Source organism: Streptomyces sp. NPDC001222, from assembly GCF_042896945.1.
Classification (GTDB): domain Bacteria; phylum Actinomycetota; class Actinomycetes; order Streptomycetales; family Streptomycetaceae; genus Streptomyces; species Streptomyces gibsoniae.
Window position 1 is genome coordinate 594,505 of record NZ_JBIAXT010000001.1, and the last position, 17,409, is coordinate 611,913.

Genomic DNA, 17,409 nt, shown 5'->3' on the forward strand with positions numbered 1-17,409 from the left:
GTCCGTCCGGCGCCGGACTCATCGCCCCGCCAGCGTCACCGCACGGTCCAGGGCCTGCACGAAGCGGTTCACCGTCGTCCGGTCCCGCACCGCCAGCCGTAGCCACTCCTCGTTCAGGCCCGGGAACGTGTCCCCGCGCCGCACCGCGAAGCCCAGGTCCCGCAGATGGCGGCGCACGGCCGCCGCCCGCGCCAGACGGATCAGCACGAACGGGCCCTCGGCGGGCTCGACCACCTGCAGTCCGTCGGGCCCGAACTCCCGCAACCCCGCCACCAGATGGGCCCGGTCCGCCGCCACCCGGTGCGCGGCGTGCGCCGCCTCCGCCAGTGCCCGGGGCGACACACACGCCTCGGCCGCCGCGAGCGCGGGCGTGGACACCGGCCACAGCGGCTGTGCCCGTTCCAGCTCGGCGATCGTCCCCGGGTCGGCCAGGACATAGCCGATGCGCAGGCCGGCCAGCCCCCAGGTCTTGGTCAGACTGCGCAGGACCACCAGACCGGGCACGTCCGTGCGGCCCGCCAGCGCCTCCCGCTCCCCGGGCACCGCGTCCATGAACGCCTCGTCGACCACCAACGTGCGCCCGGGGCGGGCAAGTTCGACGATCGAGGCGGCCGGGTGCAGTACCGACGTCGGGTTCGTCGGATTGCCGATCAGCACCAGGTCCGCGTCCTCGGGCACCAGCGACGGATCCAGACGGAAGTCGTCGTGCTGCCGCAGCAGAACCCGGCCCACCGCGTACCCGGCGTCCCGCAGCGCCGCCTCCGGCTCGGTGAACTGCGGGTGCACCACGACCGGTTGACGCACCTTCAGGGCCCGCGCGAGCAGCACGAACGCCTCGGCCGTGCCCGCCGTCAGCAGCACCCCCTCGACGGGCAGACCGTGCCGCGCCGCCACCGCCACGCGGGCGGCCCGCCCGTCGGGGTACGCCGCGAGCCCGTCCAGCGACCCGGCGATCACCTCGCGCAGCCACGCCGGGGGCGTGTCCGCGCGCACGTTCACCGCGAGGTCGGTCAGCGCCGCGCCGTCGTCCCGGACCTCGGCGTCCCCGTGGTGCCGCAGATCATGTGGGCCGCCGTCGTGTTCAGTGTGCATGGGAGTGGGGGTGCCCCCCGTGGTGGTGGTGATGCCCATGACCATGGTCGTGGCCGTCGTCGTCGGGATGGAAGTGCGGCTGCTGCGGCAGCCCCACCTTGTCCTCGAAGCCCGGCAGCGCGATCCGGTACACACACGAGTCGCAGTTCATCCGCAGATCGCCCCGCACCGCCTCCCGGTACCGCTCCATCACCAGATCGAGCAGCTCCGGCTCCGGCCCGATGACATCCGCCGAGCGCACCTCGACGTCCGGGTGCGCCGCCGCCCAGCCCTCGGTCTGCTGCCGCACCCGGTCCGGCAGGATGCCGGTGAACAGGAAGTACGGCAGCACGACGATCCGCTCGGCGCCCAGCCTCGCGCACCGGTCGAGGCCGCTCGGCACATCCGGCGCCGCCAGCGACACGAACGCCGTCTCCACGCCCGCGTACCCGCGCCCCTCCCACAGCAGCCGCGCCGCCTTGTGCACCTCGGCGTTGGCGTCGGGGTCGGTGGAGCCGCGGCCGACCAGCAGCACGGTCACCTCGGCCCGGTCCTCGGGAGAGCGGGCCGAGCCGCCCAGCGCCTCGTCGAGCCGCCGCTCCAGCACCGACAGCAGCGCCGGGTGCGGGCCGAGCGGACGGCCGTAGGTGTACGAGATCCCCGGGTGACGCTCCTTCTCGCGGGCCAGTGCCGCCGGGATGTCGCCCTTGGCGTGCCCGGCGGACACCAGCATCAGCGGCACGGCGGCGAACCGGCGCACCCCCCGCTCCACCAGCTCCGCCACGGCCTCGCCCAGCGGCGGCGGCGACAGCTCGATGAAGCCGCCCGCGACGGGCAGTTCGGGGTGGCGGCGCCCCAGCTCCCGTACGAAGTCGCGGAACGCCTCGGCTCCGGCCTCGTCCCGGGTGCCATGGCCGGCGATGAGCAGGGCGGGCGGCGGGATGGTCACAGGCTCTCCTTCGAAGTGGGGTGGTACAGCAAGGCGTTGAGCGCGGCGGCGGCGACCGCCGAGCCGCCCTTCTCGGACACGTTGCTCACGGCGGGCAGCCCGCTCTCGCGCAGCGCGGCCTTGGACTCGGCCGCGCCGACGAAGCCGACGGGCAGACCGATGACGAGCGCGGGGGAGGCGTCCAGGGTCAGCAGTTCCTCCAGGGCGGTCGGTGCACAGCCGATCACCCAGATCGCTCCGGGGCCCACGTCCTCGTACGCCAGCCGGACCGCATGCGCCGAACGCGTCATCCCGGGGCCGGACCTGGCGTCCTTCAGCCGGCAGACGGTCTCGCGCCGGGTGATCCCGGCGGCCACCATCTCCACGTCCACGACCACCGGCGCCCCGTCGTGCAGCGCGGCGTGCGCCCGGACCAGCTCGGCCTCGTCCAGCACGAGATCGCTCGCGTACTCCAGGTCGGCGGCCGAGTGGATGACCCGCTCCACCACCGCCCGCGTCAGCGGAGGGAAGTGCGAGGTGTCCAGGCGGGCGCGCAGCCGCCGGAACGACTCCTGCTCGATGGGGTGGACCACACGGTTCACCGGGGCTCCTCCTGCCAGCGGTAGCCGCGCGGCGTGACCATGCGCCCCGCGATCTCACGGGTCGCCGTGTTGCCCACGGTCACGACCGTCATCATGTCGACCGTCGCCGGGTCGAGACCGGCCAGGGTCGTCACCCGGCTCGACTCGTCCGGCCGGGACGCGTTGCGTACGACACCGACCGGCGTCGCCGCCTCCCGGTGCCCGGCGAGGATCGCGAGCGCCTTGGGCAGCTGCCAGTCGCGGCCCCGGCTGCGCGGGTTGTAGAACGTCACCACGAGATCCGCCTCGGCCGCGGCGCGCACCCGCCGCTCGATGACCTCCCAGGGGGTGTGCAGGTCGGAGAGGCTGATCGACACATGGTCGTGGCCGAGCGGCGCGCCGAGGATCGCCCCGGCCGCGAGCGCCGCCGTGACCCCGGGCACCCCGATCACGTCGATGTCGTCGGACGCCTCGGCCAGCGCGGGCGACGCCATCGCGTACACCCCGGCGTCCCCGCTGCCGATCAGCGCCACCGCCTGGCCCTTGCGGGCCTCGGCGACCGCCGTGCGCGCCCGCTCCTCCTCGGCGCCGAGCCCCGACTGAAGGACCCGGGTGCCGGGCCGCAGCAGATCGCGGATCTGGTCGACGTACTGGTCGAGCCCGACCAGCACCGAAGCGCGCCGTAGTTCCGCCTTCGCGCGCGGCGTCAGCAGGTCCCGGGCACCGGGGCCGAGGCCGACGACGGCGAGCCGCCCGCGCCCCGGCCGGCGGACCACGGCACAGGTCGCCGTCGCCGGGGTCCCGGCCGACTTGCGCTTGGGGACCAGGAGTTCACCGCCCCCCGCCAGCGCTGCGGCCTCCGCGACCGACGGCGTGCCGACCGCGGCGAGCGGCGCGTCGGAGGGGTTGGGCACCTCGACCCTCGCCAACTCCTCGGCGGGATACGTCACCACGGGAACCCCGAGCCGCTCGGCCGCCGCCACGATGCCGGGCTCGCCGGCCTTGGCGTCGACGGTGGCGAGCGCGGTGAGCGACGCGGCGCTGAGCCCGGCGTCCCGCAGCGCGTCCTCGACGAGCTCCAGGACCTCCGCGACGGGAGCGCCCCGGGAGGCGCCGACGCCGGCGACCAGGGTCGGCGGCCGCAGCACCACCTCACGCTCGGCGGGTACGACGGCCCGGTCCGTGACCCGGATCGTGTACGCGCCCTCCGTGGCGAGGGGCAGCGGCGGCAGCGGCCAGTCCACCTCCGCCGCCAGGGCCACCGGCTCCCCGTCGAGCAGCGCCCGCGAGACCCCGGCGACATCGCCCTCGACCGGGAGCCCGAGCGTGTCGAGGCCCGGCAGTCCCACCGCGTCCGTCGCGGTCGTCACCACGGGCGTGGCCCCGAGCACCTCGCCCACCGCCCGGGCGAGTTCATTGGCCCCGCCCGCGTGCCCGCCGACCAGGGACACCGCGAACCGCCCGCCCTCGTCGACGCACACCACACCCGGGTCGGACACCTTGTCAGCCAGCAGCGGGGCGAGCAGCCGGACGACCGCGCCGGTCGCCAGGAAGCACACGAGCTGCTCGCACTCCGCGAACGCGGCCCGTACGGCGTCCCCGACCGGGCCGTCGTACACCCGCGCCCGGCCGGGCCAGGCCGCCGCCAGCCGGTCCCGCGCAGCCGCCCCCGCCGCGGTGGCGGAAATGAGGCCGATCACTGAGCAACTCCTTCGCTACGCGCCGGAGGCCGCGTGCCCCACAGCAGAAAAACAGGGTTGGTCGCCGCGAGCCGGGTCACGTCCCCCGGCAGCGGCGCGAGCCGCGACGACTGCAACAGCACGCCGTCGCAGCCGAACCCGGCGGCGACGAGCGCCTCGCGCGCCGCGGGCACGCGGTCCAGCGCGGCCATGGCGACCACCACCGCCCGCCGGGCCCGCCGCGCGCACGCGGTCACGATGGCGGGCAGCTCGCGTCCGCCGCCCCCGATGAACACGGCGTCGGGCTCGTCCAGACCGGCCAGCGCATCGGGCGCCATGCCGTGCACCACCTGGACCTCGACGCCGTGCGCCGTGGCGTTGGCGCGGATCCGGGCGACCCCGTCCGCCGTCTTCTCGACCGCGGTGACGGCCGCACCGAGCCGTGCGCACTCCACGGCCACCGAGCCCGAGCCCGAGCCGATGTCCCAGACCAGATCGCCGAGCCGCGGCCCCAGCCGGGCCAGCGCCAGCGCACGGACCTCGAACTTGGTGATCATCGAGTCGCGGTGGGCGAACGCGCTCTCCTCAAGGGCCCAGGCGCTCGGCCCGGGCTGCGGCCCCGCGACCGTACGGACCGGCCCGAGCGCCGCCGCCGGATCCAGGCACAGCACCACGCTGACCGCCGTACCCCAGTCACGCCCCGCTGCCTCGGCGGGCGTCACCCGCTCCACGCGCTCGTGCTCCGGATCGCCGAGCCCCCTCGCCACGACGAGGACCCGCTCGCCGGGGGCGCCGGCGAGCGCCGCCCCCAGCTCGGCGGGGCCGGCCCCCGGACCGGTCAGCACGGCGACCTTCGGCCGCGCCCGGCACACCTGCACCGCGGTCCGCAGCGCACGGCCATGTGCGCTCACCACCACCGCGTCGTCCCACGGCAGCCCGAGCCGCGCGAAGGCGGTGGCCACGGAGGAGACCCCGGGCCGCACGTCCAGCCGCTCGGGCCCGAACCGTTCGGCCAGCGCACGGACGATGCCGAAGAAGGCGGGGTCCCCGGAGGCGAGCACGGCCACCCGCCGCCCCTTGTCGAGGTACCGCTCGATCGCGTCGAGGGCGGGCGCCAGCGGCCCGAGGACGATCCGCTCCGCCTCCTCGGGCAGCCGGGCCGCCGCCAGATGCCGCCGGGCGCCCACCACCAGGTCCGCCCCGGCGACCGCCTCGGCGGGGAGGGGCGCCCCCGTGCCCGTACCGACGACCGTGATCATGTGCTCGCGCCCTGGGAGCGCAGCGCCTTGCGGGCCTCGGGATCGGCCTTGCGGAAGCCGTGGAAGTGACCGGGGTGGTACAGATGCGAACGGGTGCCGTGCGCGTCCAGCGCCGGGCCGACCAGGAACAGCGTGTGCTTCCACAGCTTGTGTTCCTTGACGGTCTCCTCCAGCGTGCCGAGGGTGCACCGGACCACCAGCTCCTCCGGCCAGGTCGCCTGGTACGCGACCACGACCGGGGTGCTCGTCGGATAGCCGCCCTCCAGCAGCTCCCGCACCAACTGACCGCTGCGGGCCGCCGACAGGAAGATCGCCATCGTGGTGCCGTGCCGGGCGAACTCGCGCACCTCCTCGCCGGGCGGCATCGGCGTCTTGCCACCGCCGAGCCGGGTCAGCACGACGGACTGGGCGACCTCGGGGATCGTCAGCTCCCGCTGCGCGAGCGCGGCGACGGCGGAGAAGGCGGAGACACCCGGTACGACCTCGGTCTCGATGCCGATCCCGGCACACCGGTCCAGCTGCTCCTGCGTACCGCCCCACAGGGCCGGGTCGCCGGAGTGGATCCGGGCCACCCGCAGGCCCTGCGCACGGGCCCGCTCGTACACGGCGACGACGTCCTCCAGGGACATGGTCGCCGAGTCCAGGATCTCGGCGCCCTCGCGCGCGTGCTCGAGGACCTCCGCCTGCACCAGGCTGGCCGCCCAGATCACGACGTCGGCCTCGGCGATGGCACGCGCGGCACGGAACGTCAGCAGATCGGCGGCGCCGGGGCCGGCGCCGACGAAGGTCACCTTGCCGGTGGGGGCATCGGCCATGGGGAATCGGTCCTCTCCTACGGAAACTCGGGCGGTGCGGAACACGGGTGCGCACTCGGCCGCCCATCCGGCGCGCAGCGGGGGTGATCGGGTGGCGAGGGGTCAGGGCGGCCTTCGCCGCGAGCCGTCCGCGCCCGCGGCCCGAGGACCCCGGGACCGCGACCGGGCCGGTCTGCCGCCGGTCACAGCTTGCCGCCGCGGGTGCCGTCGCGGCGGGCCGGCGAGATCAGGGTGGACAGATAGGGGAGAGGACCCTCGTCGAGGTCGGTGGCCGGCCCGACGGTCTCCTCCGGCAGCCCGAGCGACGCCCCCCAGACGGCGTCGCCGATGCGCCCGGTCTCCCGCAGCGCCTCGGCCACCTCGTGCGTCTGCCGCCCGAACTTGTAGGCGACGACGGTCCCCGGACCGCTGAGGGCGTCCTTGAGCACCGCGGAACCCGCCGTGACGGGTACGAGCGTGAGCGGTTCGGTGCCCTCGGTCAGCACGGCCCCCGAGCGCGCGGCCAGGTCCTGCATGGCGGTGATGCCGGGCACGGTCTCGACGCGGACGTCCGGCACCGACTCCTGGACGGTGTGCGCGAGATACGTGAACGTGGAGTACACGTTGGGGTCACCGATGGTGGCGAAGGCGACGGCGGAGTGCCGCCCCAGAAGCCCGGCCACGCGCTCCCCGGCCGCGTCCCAGGCCGCCTCGCGCCGCGCCCGGTCGCCGCGCTCGTTGAGCGCGAACACGACCCGGACGACCTTCTCCTCGGGCACGTAGTGCAGCACGGTCGCCTCGGCGCGCCCGCGCTCCCCGCCGTCCCGTCCCTCGGCGTCACCCATCACGGGCACGACGACCACGTCGGCCTCCCGCAGCGCGTTGACGCCCTTGACGGTCACCAGCTCGGGGTCGCCGGGGCCCACCCCGACTCCGATCAGCCTGCTGCTCATGACGTCCGGCACCTCTCCACGAACCGACGGGCCGCACCGGGCGCGGCGGCCCAGTGCGTGTGCAGATAACTGGCGTGCACACCTTGTTGTACGAAACCTTCGACGCGCCGCTCGGGGGCGCGTACCCCCCAGGCGGGAGCCGCCCCCGCCGCGGGCTCCACCACGGTCCGGTGGAACTCGTGGCCGCGCATCCGTGTCCCGGCCGCGGCGAGGACACTGTCGCTCACGGCCACCGCGGCCCGGTAGCCGAGGGTCAGCCGTTCGCTCATCCGGGCGCTCGCGTCGAGCACCCCGCACATGGGCTGCCCGTCCAGCTCCCGGCACAGGTACAGCAGTCCGGCGCACTCGGCGGCGACCGGCCCGCCGCCGAGCGCCAGCTCGGCCACCGCCTTGCGCAGCGGCTCGTTCGCGGACAGCTCGGCGGCGTACACCTCCGGGAAGCCGCCGCCGATCACCAGCCCCGCCGTACCGTCCGGCAGGCACTCGTCCCGCAGGGGGTCGAACACGACGACCTCGGCCCCGGCGGCGGTGAGCAGCTCGGCGTGCTCGGCGTAGGAGAACGTGAAGGCGGGACCGCCGGCCACGGCGACCACCTCCCGCGCGCCGGTGTCGTACGCCGGCGGCTCCCAGGGCTCGTCCGGCAGCGCACCCGCACTGTGCGCCAGCGCCCACAGCGCGTCCAGGTCGCAGCCTCGGCGCACCTGCGCGGCCATGGCGGCGACCGCGCCGACCGCCTCCGCCCGCCGCTCGGCCACCGGTATCAGCCCCAGGTGCCGCGACGGCGTGTCCATCTGGGCCACCCTGCGCAGCACCCCCAGCACGGGCACCCCGGACGCGTCCAGGGCGTCCCGCAGCAGTTCCTCGTGCCGGTCCGAGGCGACCTTGTTCAGGATCACGCCCCCGATCCGCACCTGCGGATCCCAGGACGCGAACCCGTGCACCAGCGCCGCCACCGACCGCGACTGCGAGGACGCGTCGACGACCAGGACCACCGGCGCCCTCAGCGCCTTCGCCACCTGCGCCGTGGAGGCCAGCTCCCCTTCGCCGGCGGCCCCGTCGTACAGCCCCATCACGCCCTCGACCACGGCCAGGTCGCAGCCGCGCGCGCCGTGCAGAAACAGCGGAGCGATCAGCTCCGGCCCGCACAGATACGCGTCGAGGTTCCGTCCCGCACGCCCGGTCGCGAGCGCGTGATAGCCGGGGTCGATGTAGTCGGGCCCCACCTTGTGCGGGGACACGGCGAGCCCCCGCTCGGCGAAGGCCGCCATCAGACCCGTGGCCACGGTGGTCTTGCCGCTGCCCGAGGAGGGCGCGGCGACGACCAGCCGGGGGACGGAGGAAGGGGAGGACATCACCACTCGATGCCCTTCTGGCCCTTCTGCCCCACGTCCATCGGGTGCTTCACCTTGGACATGTCGGTCACCAGGTCGGCGCACTCCACCAGCTTCTCGGGCGCGTTCCGCCCGGTGATCACCACATGCTGGGTGCCGGGGCGGTTCCGCAGCACCTCGACGACCTCGTCGGTGTCGACCCAGCCCCAGTGCATCGGGTACGCGAACTCGTCCAGCACGTACAGCCGGTACGTCTCGGCGGCCAGGTCACGCTTGACCTGCTCCCAGCCCTCCCGGGCCTTCTCCTCGTTGTCCGTCTGATCGTCCCGCTGCACCCACGACCAGCCCTCGCCCATCTTGTGCCAGTCGACGGTCCCGCCCTGCCCGGACGCCCCCAGCACCCGCAGCGCGTTCTCCTCGCCGACCTTCCACTTGGCCGACTTGACGAACTGGAACACCCCGATCGGCCAGCCCTGGTTCCAGGCGCGCAGCGCGAGCCCGAAGGCGGCGGTCGACTTCCCCTTGCCGATGCCCGTGTGCACGACGACGAGCGGACGGTTACGGCGCTGACGGGTCGTCAGTCCGTCGTCGGGTACGGCACTCGGCTGTCCCTGCGGCATCACGCGGCCCTCCTTGCGGTCCCCTGTGTCCCCTGCACATGGCGTACGAGCCCGGCGATGCTGTCCGCGCGCAGCTCGTCCAGCGTCACCGCCGTACCGCCCAGTTCCTCGGCGAGCCGCCCGGCCAGTCCCAGTCGCACCGGCCCCGACTCGCAGTCCACGACCACGGACGCGACGCTCTCGGCGGCCAGCAAGGAGGCCGCCCGCCCCGCGAACGCCACCGGTTCGGCGCCCCCGGTGGCCCGCCCGTCGGTCACCACCACGACCAGGGCGCGCCGCGCGGGATCCCGCAGCCGCTCGACCCGCAGCACGTCATGGGCCTTGAGCAGCCCGGCGGCCAGCGGCGTCCGGCCGCCCGTCGGCAGCGACTGAAGCCGGACCGCCGCCGCGTCCACCGACGACGTCGGCGGCAGCGCCACCTCGGCCGCCGTGCCCCGGAAGGTCACCAGACCCACCTTGTCCCGCCGCTGGTAGGCGTCGAGCAGCAGCGACAGCACGGCGCCCTTGACCGCGCTCATCCGCTGCCGGGCCGCCATCGACCCGGAGGCGTCGACCACGAACAGCACGAGATTGCCCTCGCGCCCCTCCCGCGTCGCCTGCCGCAGATCGTCCCGGCGCACCACGAGCCCGGGCCCCGAACGTCCCCGCGCCCGCTGGTGCGGTGCCGCGGCCCGCACGGTGGCCGCCAGATGCAGCTTGGTCAGCGCACCCTGGGGCCGCCGGGCCCCGGTGGTCCGCCCGTGCTCGGTGCGCGCCCGCGAACGCCGCCCCGCGGCGCCGTCGCCGAGCCCCGGCACGGTCAGCACCTTGGTGCGAAAGGGCTCCCCGGCGCGCACGGCCTGCTGTTCCCCGGTGCCCGAGGACTGCGGCTGCCCGCTCTCCCCGGCCTCGGGCTGTGCGGCCGTGTCACCGCCGCTCTCGGGACCGTCGTCCGGCGTGGGCTGCCCGCCCCCGCCGCCGGGCCCGTCCGGATCCGGGTCGTCGTCCTCGTCGCCGTCCCCGAACTGCTCCAGCGTCTCGTCGAGCTTGTCCTCGTCGAGCCCCGGCGCGTCGAAGGGGTTGCGCCGCCGCCGGTGCGGCAGCGCCAGCAGCGCGGCCTGCCGGACGTCCTCGGCGAGCACCTCGGTCCGCCCGGCCCACGCGGCCAGCGCGGTCGCCGTGCGCGCCATCACGATGTCGGCGCGCATGCCGTCCACCTCGAACGCGGCACAGGTCGCCGCGATCTGCCGCAGCGCCCCGTCCCCGAGCCGCACGGACGGCAGCAGCTCCCGGGCCGCCACGATCCGTGCCCGTACGGCGGCCTCCTCCTCGGCCCAGCGCGCCGCGAAGCCGTCGGGGTCGTCGTCGTAGGCGAGCCGCCGTCGTACGACCTCCACGCGCTGGTCGGGCTCCCGCGAGGCGGACACCTCGACGGTCAGCCCGAACCGGTCGAGCAGCTGCGGCCGCAGCTCGCCCTCCTCCGGGTTCATGGTGCCGACGAGCAGGAAACGGGCGGCGTGCCGTACGGAGACGCCCTCGCGCTCGACGTACGACGCGCCCATCGCGGCCGCGTCCAGCAGCAGGTCGACCAGGTGGTCGTGGAGGAGGTTGACCTCGTCGACGTAGAGGATGCCGCGGTGCGCCTGGGCCAGGAGCCCCGGCTCGAAGCTCTTCACGCCCTCGGCCAGCGCGCGTTCGATGTCGAGGGCCCCGACGAGCCGGTCCTCGGAGGCGCCGACGGGGAGTTCGACCATGCGGGAGGGCCGGTGGGCGCCCGGCCCCGGCTCGTGCGGCCCGTCGGGACAGACCGGGTCGGGTGCGGCGGGGTCGCAGGAGAACCGGCAGCCGACGACGACGCCCACCTGCGGCAGCAGCGCGGACAGCGCCCTGACCGCCGTGGACTTGGCGGTGCCCTTCTCGCCGCGTACCAGTACTCCGCCGACCGCCGGTGACACGGCGTTCAGCAGCAGCGCGAGGCGCAGATCGTCCTGGCCGACGACGGCCGTGAACGGAAAGGGGGTGCTCACTTCTCGTCGCCCTCCAAGTCGCCTTCCAGCTCCAGATAGGTGGCGCGCAGCCGCTCCAGCGTGTCCGCGTCGGGCTCGGCCCACAGGCCGCGGTCGGCGGCCTCCAGCAGGCGCTCGGTGATGCCGCGCAGCGCCCACGGGTTGGACTTCTTCATGAAGTCGCGGTTCTCGGCGTCGAAGACGTACTCCGCGCTGAGCTTCTCGTACATCCAGTCGTCGACGACTCCGGCCGTGGCGTCGTAGCCGAACAGGTAGTCGACGGTCGCCGCCATCTCGAACGCGCCCTTGTAGCCGTGGCGCCGCATGGCCGCCATCCAGCGCGGGTTGACCACGCGGGCGCGGAAGACGCGATGGGTCTCCTCGCCCAGGGTGCGGGTCTTCACCTGGTCGGGCACGGCCGAGTCGCCGACGTACGCCTCGGGGGACGCGCCGGTCAGATGCCTGACCATCGCGACCATTCCGCCGTGGTACTGGAAGTAGTCGTCCGCGTCGACGAGGTCGTGCTCCCGGGTGTCCACGTTCTTCGCCGCGACGGCGATCCGCCGGAACGCGGTCTCCATGTCCCCGCGCGCCGCCCGCCCGTTCAGCCCGCGCCCGTACGCGTAGCCGCCCCACACCGCGTACACCTCGGCGAGGTCGGCGTCGGAGCGCCAGTTGCGGGCGTCGATCAGCGGCAGCAGACCGGCGCCGTACGCGCCCGGCTTGGAGCCGAAGACACGAGCCGTCGCGCGCCGCCGGTCGCCGTGCTCGGCGGTGTCCTCGTCGGCGTGGGCACGGACGAAGTTCCGCTCGGCGGGCTCGTCCAGCTCGGCGACGGCGCGTACGGCGTCGTCGACGAGACCGACGACATGCGGGAAGGCGTCCCGGAAGAAGCCGGAGATGCGCACCGTGACATCGATCCGAGGACGGTCCAGCTCCGCCAGGGGGATCACCTCGAAGCCGGTCACCCGGCGCGAGGCGTCGTCCCAGACCGGGCGGCAGCCGAGCAGCGCGAGGATCTCGGCGATGTCGTCGCCCTGGGTCCGCATGGCCGACGTGCCCCAGACGGTGAGGCCGACGGACCGGGGGTACTCGCCGGTGTCCTGGAGGTAGCGCGCGACCAGCGAGTCGGCGAGCGACTGCCCGACCTCCCAGCTCAGCCGCGAGGGAATGGCCTTGGGGTCGACGGAGTAGAAGTTGCGGCCGGTCGGCAGCACGTTGACGAGACCGCGGGTCGGGGAGCCGGAGGGACCGGCCGGGACATAGCCGCCGTCGAGCGCCTTGAGGATGTGCCCGATCTCGTCGGTGGTACGGGCGAGCCGGGGTACGACCTCGGTGCAGGCGAACTCCACGACGGTCACGGCGTCCGGCAGTTCGGTGCCCAGGACCTCACGCACCAGCGCCGGCGCGGCGGCCGCGTCCCAGGCACGCTCCTCCATGCCCTCCGCGATCCGCCGGCACAGCTGCTCCAGCAGGTCGATCGCGTCGGCGGCGGTACGGGACGGGCCCTCGACCAGGTCGGTCAGCTCCACCGGCACCTTCACCGGCGTGCCGGGCTCGGCCAGCAACTCCTTCTCCACCAGGCCGAAATGAGCGGCGAGCGAGGCCCGAAGCCCCGGCAGGGCGTTCGCCTGCCCGCCCCACACCTGCGAGGCGCGCAGCACGGCGAGCACGAGGTTCACCCGGGGCTCGCCGACCGGGCCGCCGCCCAGGATGTGCAGACCGTCGCGGATCTGCACGTCCTTGATCTCGCACAGATAGCCGTCGATGTGCATGACGAACTCGTCGAAGTCGCCGTCCTCCGGCTGCTCGTCCACATGCAGGTCGTGGTGCAGCTCCGCGGCCTTGACCAGGGTCCAGATCTGGGCCCGTACGGCGGGCGCCTTGGCCGGGTCCAGATCGGAGACGAGCGCGTACTCGTCGAGGAGCTGCTCCAGCTTGGCCAGGTCGCCGTAGGTGTCGGCGCGCGCCATCGGCGGCACGAGGTGGTCGACGACCGTGGCGTGCCCGCGCCGCTTGGCCTGGGTGCCCTCGCCGGGGTCGTTGACGATGAACGGGTAGATCAGGGGCAGTTCACCGAGGACGGCGTCCGGGGCGCACCCGCGCGACAGCCCGAGGCCCTTGCCCGGCAGCCACTCCATGGTGCCGTGCTTGCCCATGTGGACGATCGCGTCGGCGCCGAACGAGTTCTCCAGCCACCTGTACGCCGCCATGTAGTGGTGCGACGGCGGCATGTCGGGGTCGTGGTAGATCGCGATCGGGTTCTCGCCGAAGCCGCGCGGCGGCTGGATCATCACGACGACGTTCCCGAACTGCAGGGAGGCGAGGACGATGTCGTCGCCGTCGACGTACAGCGAGCCCGGCGGCTCGCCCCACGCCTGGAGCATCGCGTCCCGCAGCTCGGGGTCGAGGGTGTCGAACCACGCCCGGTAGTCGGCCAGGGGCACCCGCGCGGGCGCGGCGGCCAGCTGCTCCTCCGTCAGCCACTCCACGTCGTGGCCGCCGGCCTCGATGAGCCGGTGGATCAGCTCGTCGCCGTCCGACGGGTACTCGGTGAGGCCGTACCCGGCGTCCCGGAGCGCGTCCAGCACCCGTACGGCCGACGCGGGCGTGTCCAGGCCGACGGCGTTGCCGACCCGCGAGTGCTTGGTCGGGTAGGCGGTGAAGACGAGCGCGAGCTTCTTCTCGGCGTTCGGCCTGTGCTTCAGCCGGGCGTGCCGCTCAGCGATTCCGGCGACGCGCGCGGCCCGCTCCGGGTCGGCGACATACACCGGCACGTCGTCCGGGCCGTGTTCCTTGAAGGAGAACGGAACCGTGACGAGGCGGCCGTCGAACTCCGGGATCGCCACCTGCATCGCCGCGTCCATGGGCGAGAGCGCGGCGTCGGACTCCTCCCACGCGGCGCGCGAGGAGGTCAGGCACAGGCCCTGCAGCACGGGAACGTCCAGGTCGGCGAGCGCCCCGATGTCCCAGGCCTCCTCGTCGCCGCCTGCCGACGCCTGAGAGGCGTGCGTACCGCCCGCGGCGAGCACGGTCGCCACGAGTGCGTCGGCCTTCGCGAGCAGCTCGTACAGCCCCGGGGCGGCGCCGCGGAGCGAACCGCAGTATACCGCAAGGGCGTTGGCGCCCCGCTCCTCGATCGCGTCGCACAGCGTGTCCACGAAGGCGGTGTTCCCGCTGAGTTCATGGGCGCGGTAGAAGAGCACGCCCACGGTGGGACGGCCCTCGGAGTACGCACGCTCCCCGTGGACGCCGTACTCGGGCATCTTCTGCGGCTCGGTGAAGCCCTCGCCGGTCAGCAGCACGGTGTCGGACAGGAAGCGGGCCAGTTCGGTGAGGTTGGCGGGACCGCCCTCGACGAGATACCGCAGCGCCTCCGCCACGACACCCGCGGGCACCGACGACTCGGCCATCAACTCGGCGTCCGGCACGGTCTCCCCGCCGAGCAGGACGGTGGGGATGCCGGCGGCCCTGAGGGCGGCGAGCCCGTCCTCCCAGGCGCGCTTCCCGCCCAGCAGCCGAACCACGGCGATGTCCGCGCCCTGGATCAGCCGCGGCAGCTCCTCCGCGACATCCACGCGGGCCGGGTTGCCGATCCGGTAGGGCGCGCCGGAGGCGCGGGCCGCCAGCAGATCGGTGTCGGCGGTCGACAACAACAACACTGTGCTCATGCGGGCGCTCCCGGTGGAATGAAAGGCAGTCCTTGCGGCGCGCCCGACTCGATGAGCCGCCACAGCGCGTCCGTGTCCGCGTGCTGTTCGATCAGGTCGCCGAGCCGGTCGAGCTGCTCCTCGCGCAGTGCGGCGAACGACGTGTCGGCGGCCGGCACGAAGCGGCGGCCCGCGGCGGCGGCCACCTCGCGCAGGAACGCCCGCCGGAAACCGTCCGACTCCAGGGAACCGTGCCAGTGCGTGCCCCAGCTCTGGCCGACCCGGCAGCCGTCCAGGAAGGGCTCGCCGCCCGTCACCTCGGCGACACCGTGGTGGATCTCGTAGCCCTCGACGCGCTCGCCGAGCGCCTCGCCGGCCGGACGGGTCAGCGTCTTCTCACGGGCGAACCGCACCCGTACCGGCAGCACTCCGAGCCCGTCCACGTCACCCCTGCGGCTCTCCACCTCGTCCTCGATGTGCTCGCCGAGGATCTGGAAACCGCCGCAGATGCCGAGGATCGGACGCCCCTCGGCGGCCCTGCGGGCAAGGGCCTGCGCGAGACCGCGCTCGCGCAGCCACTCCAGGGCCCTGACGGTGCCCCGGGTCCCCGGGACGACGACGAGATCGGCGTCGGCAAGCTCCTCGGGCCGGTCCACGAACCGCACCACGACGCCCGGTTCGGCGGCGAGGGCGTCGACATCGGTGAAGTTGGACATGAGCGGGATCGCGCACACGGCGACCCGCAGCACGTCCTCGCCGAGGGGCGCGGCCACCGCCGACTCGCGCACGGCGCCCCGCAGGGACACCCTCAGTCCGTCCTCCTCGTCGATCCCGAGGCCGTGCCGGAACGGCAGCACGCCGTACGTCCGTCGCCCGGTGAGCCCGTGCAGCATGTCGAGCCCGGGCTCCAGCAGGGAGACGTCCCCGCGGAACTTGTTCACGAGAAACCCCGCGATCAGTTCCTGGTCCTCGCGGGAGAGCAGGGCGACGGTCCCGAAGAAGGAGGCGAACACCCCGCCGCGGTCGATGTCGCCGACGACCAGCACGGGCAGCCGCGCGCCCCGCGCGATGCCCATGTTCACGATGTCCGTCCGCCGCAGATTGATCTCGGCGGGACTGCCCGCCCCTTCACAGATCACCGCGTCATACGTGCCCCGCAACTCGGCCAGACAGTCGAGGACCGTGCCGAGGAGCCGCTGCTGCCGGCCTCCGTGGTAGCCGCGCGCGCTCAGCTCGCCGACCGGCCTGCCGAGCAGCACGACCTGGCTGCTCTGCTCACCGCCAGGCTTGAGCAGCACGGGGTTCATCAGCGCGGTCGGCTCGATACGGCAGGCCTGCGCCTGCATGGCCTGGGCGCGCCCGATCTCGGCGCCCTCCCGCGTGACGAACGAATTCAGGGACATGTTCTGCGCCTTGAAGGGCGCGACCTTGACGCCCTGCCGCACCAGCCACCGGCAGATCCCGGCGGTGACGACGCTCTTGCCCGCGTCGGAGGTGGTGCCGGCGACGAGGAGACCACCGTTCATGACGTACGTCCCTTCGCGAGAAGCCCTCGGGTGAACCGCCGGCCGACCAGGCGGCCGGCGACGGTGGCACCCAGCGCGAGCACGGTCACACGGCGGGAGAGCCGCACCGCGCGCTCGATGTCGTGGGTACGCACGGCGCGCCCCGGCGCATTGAGCAGCGGCCGGTGCTCCAGGCGCCCCCCGTACGACAACGTGCCGCCCAGCCGCACCCCGAGCGCCCCCGCGAACGAGGCCTCCACGGGACCGGCGTTGGGGCTCGGATGCCGTCGGGCGTCCGCCCGCCAGGCGCGCAGGGCTCCCCGCCGGTCCGGTCCCGTCGCCGCCGCGAGGAGCGCGGTCAGCCGGGCCCCCGGCCAGCCCGCGAGGTCGTCGAGACGCGCCGAGGCCCAGCCGTAGCGCCGGTGGCGCGGCGACTTGTGCCCGACCATGGCGTCAAGGGTGTTGACGGCCCGGAACCCGACGAGTCCGGGCACCCCGCCCACGGCTCCCCACACCAGCGCGCCCACCACGGCGTCCGAGGTGTTCTCGGCGACGGACTCGACCACGGCCCGGGCGATCCCGTCGGCGTCCAGCGCCTGCGGATCCCGCCCGCACAGATGCGGCAGCCGTGCACGGGCACCCTCGACATCCCCGGACGCGAGGGCGTGCCCGATCGTCCGGGCCTCACGCGCCAGTGATGTCCCGCCGACGACGGCCCAGGTGGCGGCGGCGGTCAGGGCGACGGACGCGGTACGGGAGCGACGGACGGCCGCTGCGGCGAGCGCCGCGGACGACACCGCACCCCCCACGCACACGGCGGTGTGCAACGCACCCCACCCGCGATGGTCCCGCCACAGCACCTGCTCCACGGCACCAGCGGCCCGCCCGAACGCGGCGACCGGATGTCCCCGGCGCGGATCGCCGAGCAGCAGGTCGCCCAGGAGGCCGGCGGCGGCGCCGTACGCGAAGACGCGATCGGCACCCATCGGCTCAGCCGAGCGTGGGGGAGAGCAGGATCCGGGTACGGGACCTCAACCGGCAGCCGCGCATGGC

The 17,409-nt window shown here is 74.4% G+C and carries 13 protein-coding genes; all 13 read right to left on the reverse strand.

Annotated elements, in window-relative coordinates; genetic code table 11:
• Window positions 1–18: 18 nt before the first annotated feature.
• The 13 genes from cobC to ACFY2Z_RS02790 all read right to left on the reverse strand — a co-directional run bounded on the left by cobC (window position 19) and on the right by ACFY2Z_RS02790 (window position 17,342).
• On the reverse strand, window positions 19–1,092 hold the full coding sequence (cobC, locus tag ACFY2Z_RS02730) for an Rv2231c family pyridoxal phosphate-dependent protein CobC (RefSeq protein WP_390742348.1): 1,074 nt from the start codon (window positions 1,090–1,092) through the stop codon (window positions 19–21).
• Complete coding sequence (locus ACFY2Z_RS02735) at window positions 1,082–2,020, reverse strand: sirohydrochlorin chelatase (RefSeq protein WP_390742349.1); 939 nt, start codon at window positions 2,018–2,020, stop codon at window positions 1,082–1,084. Before ACFY2Z_RS02735 ends, cobC begins: the two co-directional genes overlap by 11 nt.
• On the reverse strand, window positions 2,017–2,601 hold the full coding sequence (locus tag ACFY2Z_RS02740; RefSeq protein WP_390742350.1) for a precorrin-8X methylmutase: 585 nt from the start codon (window positions 2,599–2,601) through the stop codon (window positions 2,017–2,019). Before ACFY2Z_RS02740 ends, ACFY2Z_RS02735 begins: the two co-directional genes overlap by 4 nt.
• Window positions 2,598–4,280: a precorrin-3B C(17)-methyltransferase gene (cobJ, locus tag ACFY2Z_RS02745; RefSeq protein WP_390742351.1), complete on the reverse strand. Its 1,683-nt coding sequence runs from the start codon at window positions 4,278–4,280 to the stop codon at window positions 2,598–2,600. The genes ACFY2Z_RS02740 and cobJ overlap by 4 nt, the downstream gene beginning before the upstream one ends.
• The gene (gene cbiE / locus ACFY2Z_RS02750) at window positions 4,277–5,518 is read right to left on the reverse strand and encodes a precorrin-6y C5,15-methyltransferase (decarboxylating) subunit CbiE (RefSeq protein WP_390742352.1); all 1,242 of its coding nucleotides are present in this window, start codon (window positions 5,516–5,518) and stop codon (window positions 4,277–4,279) included. The genes cobJ and cbiE overlap by 4 nt, the downstream gene beginning before the upstream one ends.
• Entirely contained in the window at window positions 5,515–6,333 is an 819-nt protein-coding gene (gene cobM, locus ACFY2Z_RS02755; RefSeq protein ID WP_390742353.1) for a precorrin-4 C(11)-methyltransferase, read from the reverse strand. The genes cbiE and cobM overlap by 4 nt, the downstream gene beginning before the upstream one ends.
• Before the next feature lie 182 nt (window positions 6,334–6,515).
• Window positions 6,516–7,265, reverse strand: a complete 750-nt coding sequence (gene cobI, locus ACFY2Z_RS02760; protein WP_390742354.1) for a precorrin-2 C(20)-methyltransferase — start codon at window positions 7,263–7,265, stop codon at window positions 6,516–6,518.
• Window positions 7,262–8,617, reverse strand: a complete 1,356-nt coding sequence (locus ACFY2Z_RS02765) for a cobyrinate a,c-diamide synthase (RefSeq protein ID WP_390742355.1) — start codon at window positions 8,615–8,617, stop codon at window positions 7,262–7,264. Before ACFY2Z_RS02765 ends, cobI begins: the two co-directional genes overlap by 4 nt.
• Complete coding sequence (gene cobO / locus ACFY2Z_RS02770; RefSeq protein ID WP_390742356.1) at window positions 8,617–9,216, reverse strand: cob(I)yrinic acid a,c-diamide adenosyltransferase; 600 nt, start codon at window positions 9,214–9,216, stop codon at window positions 8,617–8,619. Before cobO ends, ACFY2Z_RS02765 begins: the two co-directional genes overlap by 1 nt.
• Entirely contained in the window at window positions 9,216–11,222 is a 2,007-nt protein-coding gene (locus ACFY2Z_RS02775; RefSeq protein ID WP_390742357.1) for a putative cobaltochelatase, read from the reverse strand. The genes cobO and ACFY2Z_RS02775 overlap by 1 nt, the downstream gene beginning before the upstream one ends.
• A complete protein-coding gene (cobN, locus tag ACFY2Z_RS02780; protein WP_390742358.1) occupies window positions 11,219–14,872 on the reverse strand; it encodes a cobaltochelatase subunit CobN in 3,654 nt (1,217 codons plus the stop codon). The genes ACFY2Z_RS02775 and cobN overlap by 4 nt, the downstream gene beginning before the upstream one ends.
• Entirely contained in the window at window positions 14,869–16,377 is a 1,509-nt protein-coding gene (locus tag ACFY2Z_RS02785; protein WP_390742359.1) for a cobyric acid synthase, read from the reverse strand. Before ACFY2Z_RS02785 ends, cobN begins: the two co-directional genes overlap by 4 nt.
• A complete protein-coding gene (locus tag ACFY2Z_RS02790) occupies window positions 16,374–17,342 on the reverse strand; it encodes a cobalamin biosynthesis protein (RefSeq protein ID WP_390742360.1) in 969 nt (322 codons plus the stop codon). Before ACFY2Z_RS02790 ends, ACFY2Z_RS02785 begins: the two co-directional genes overlap by 4 nt.
• Window positions 17,343–17,409 lie beyond the last annotated feature (67 nt).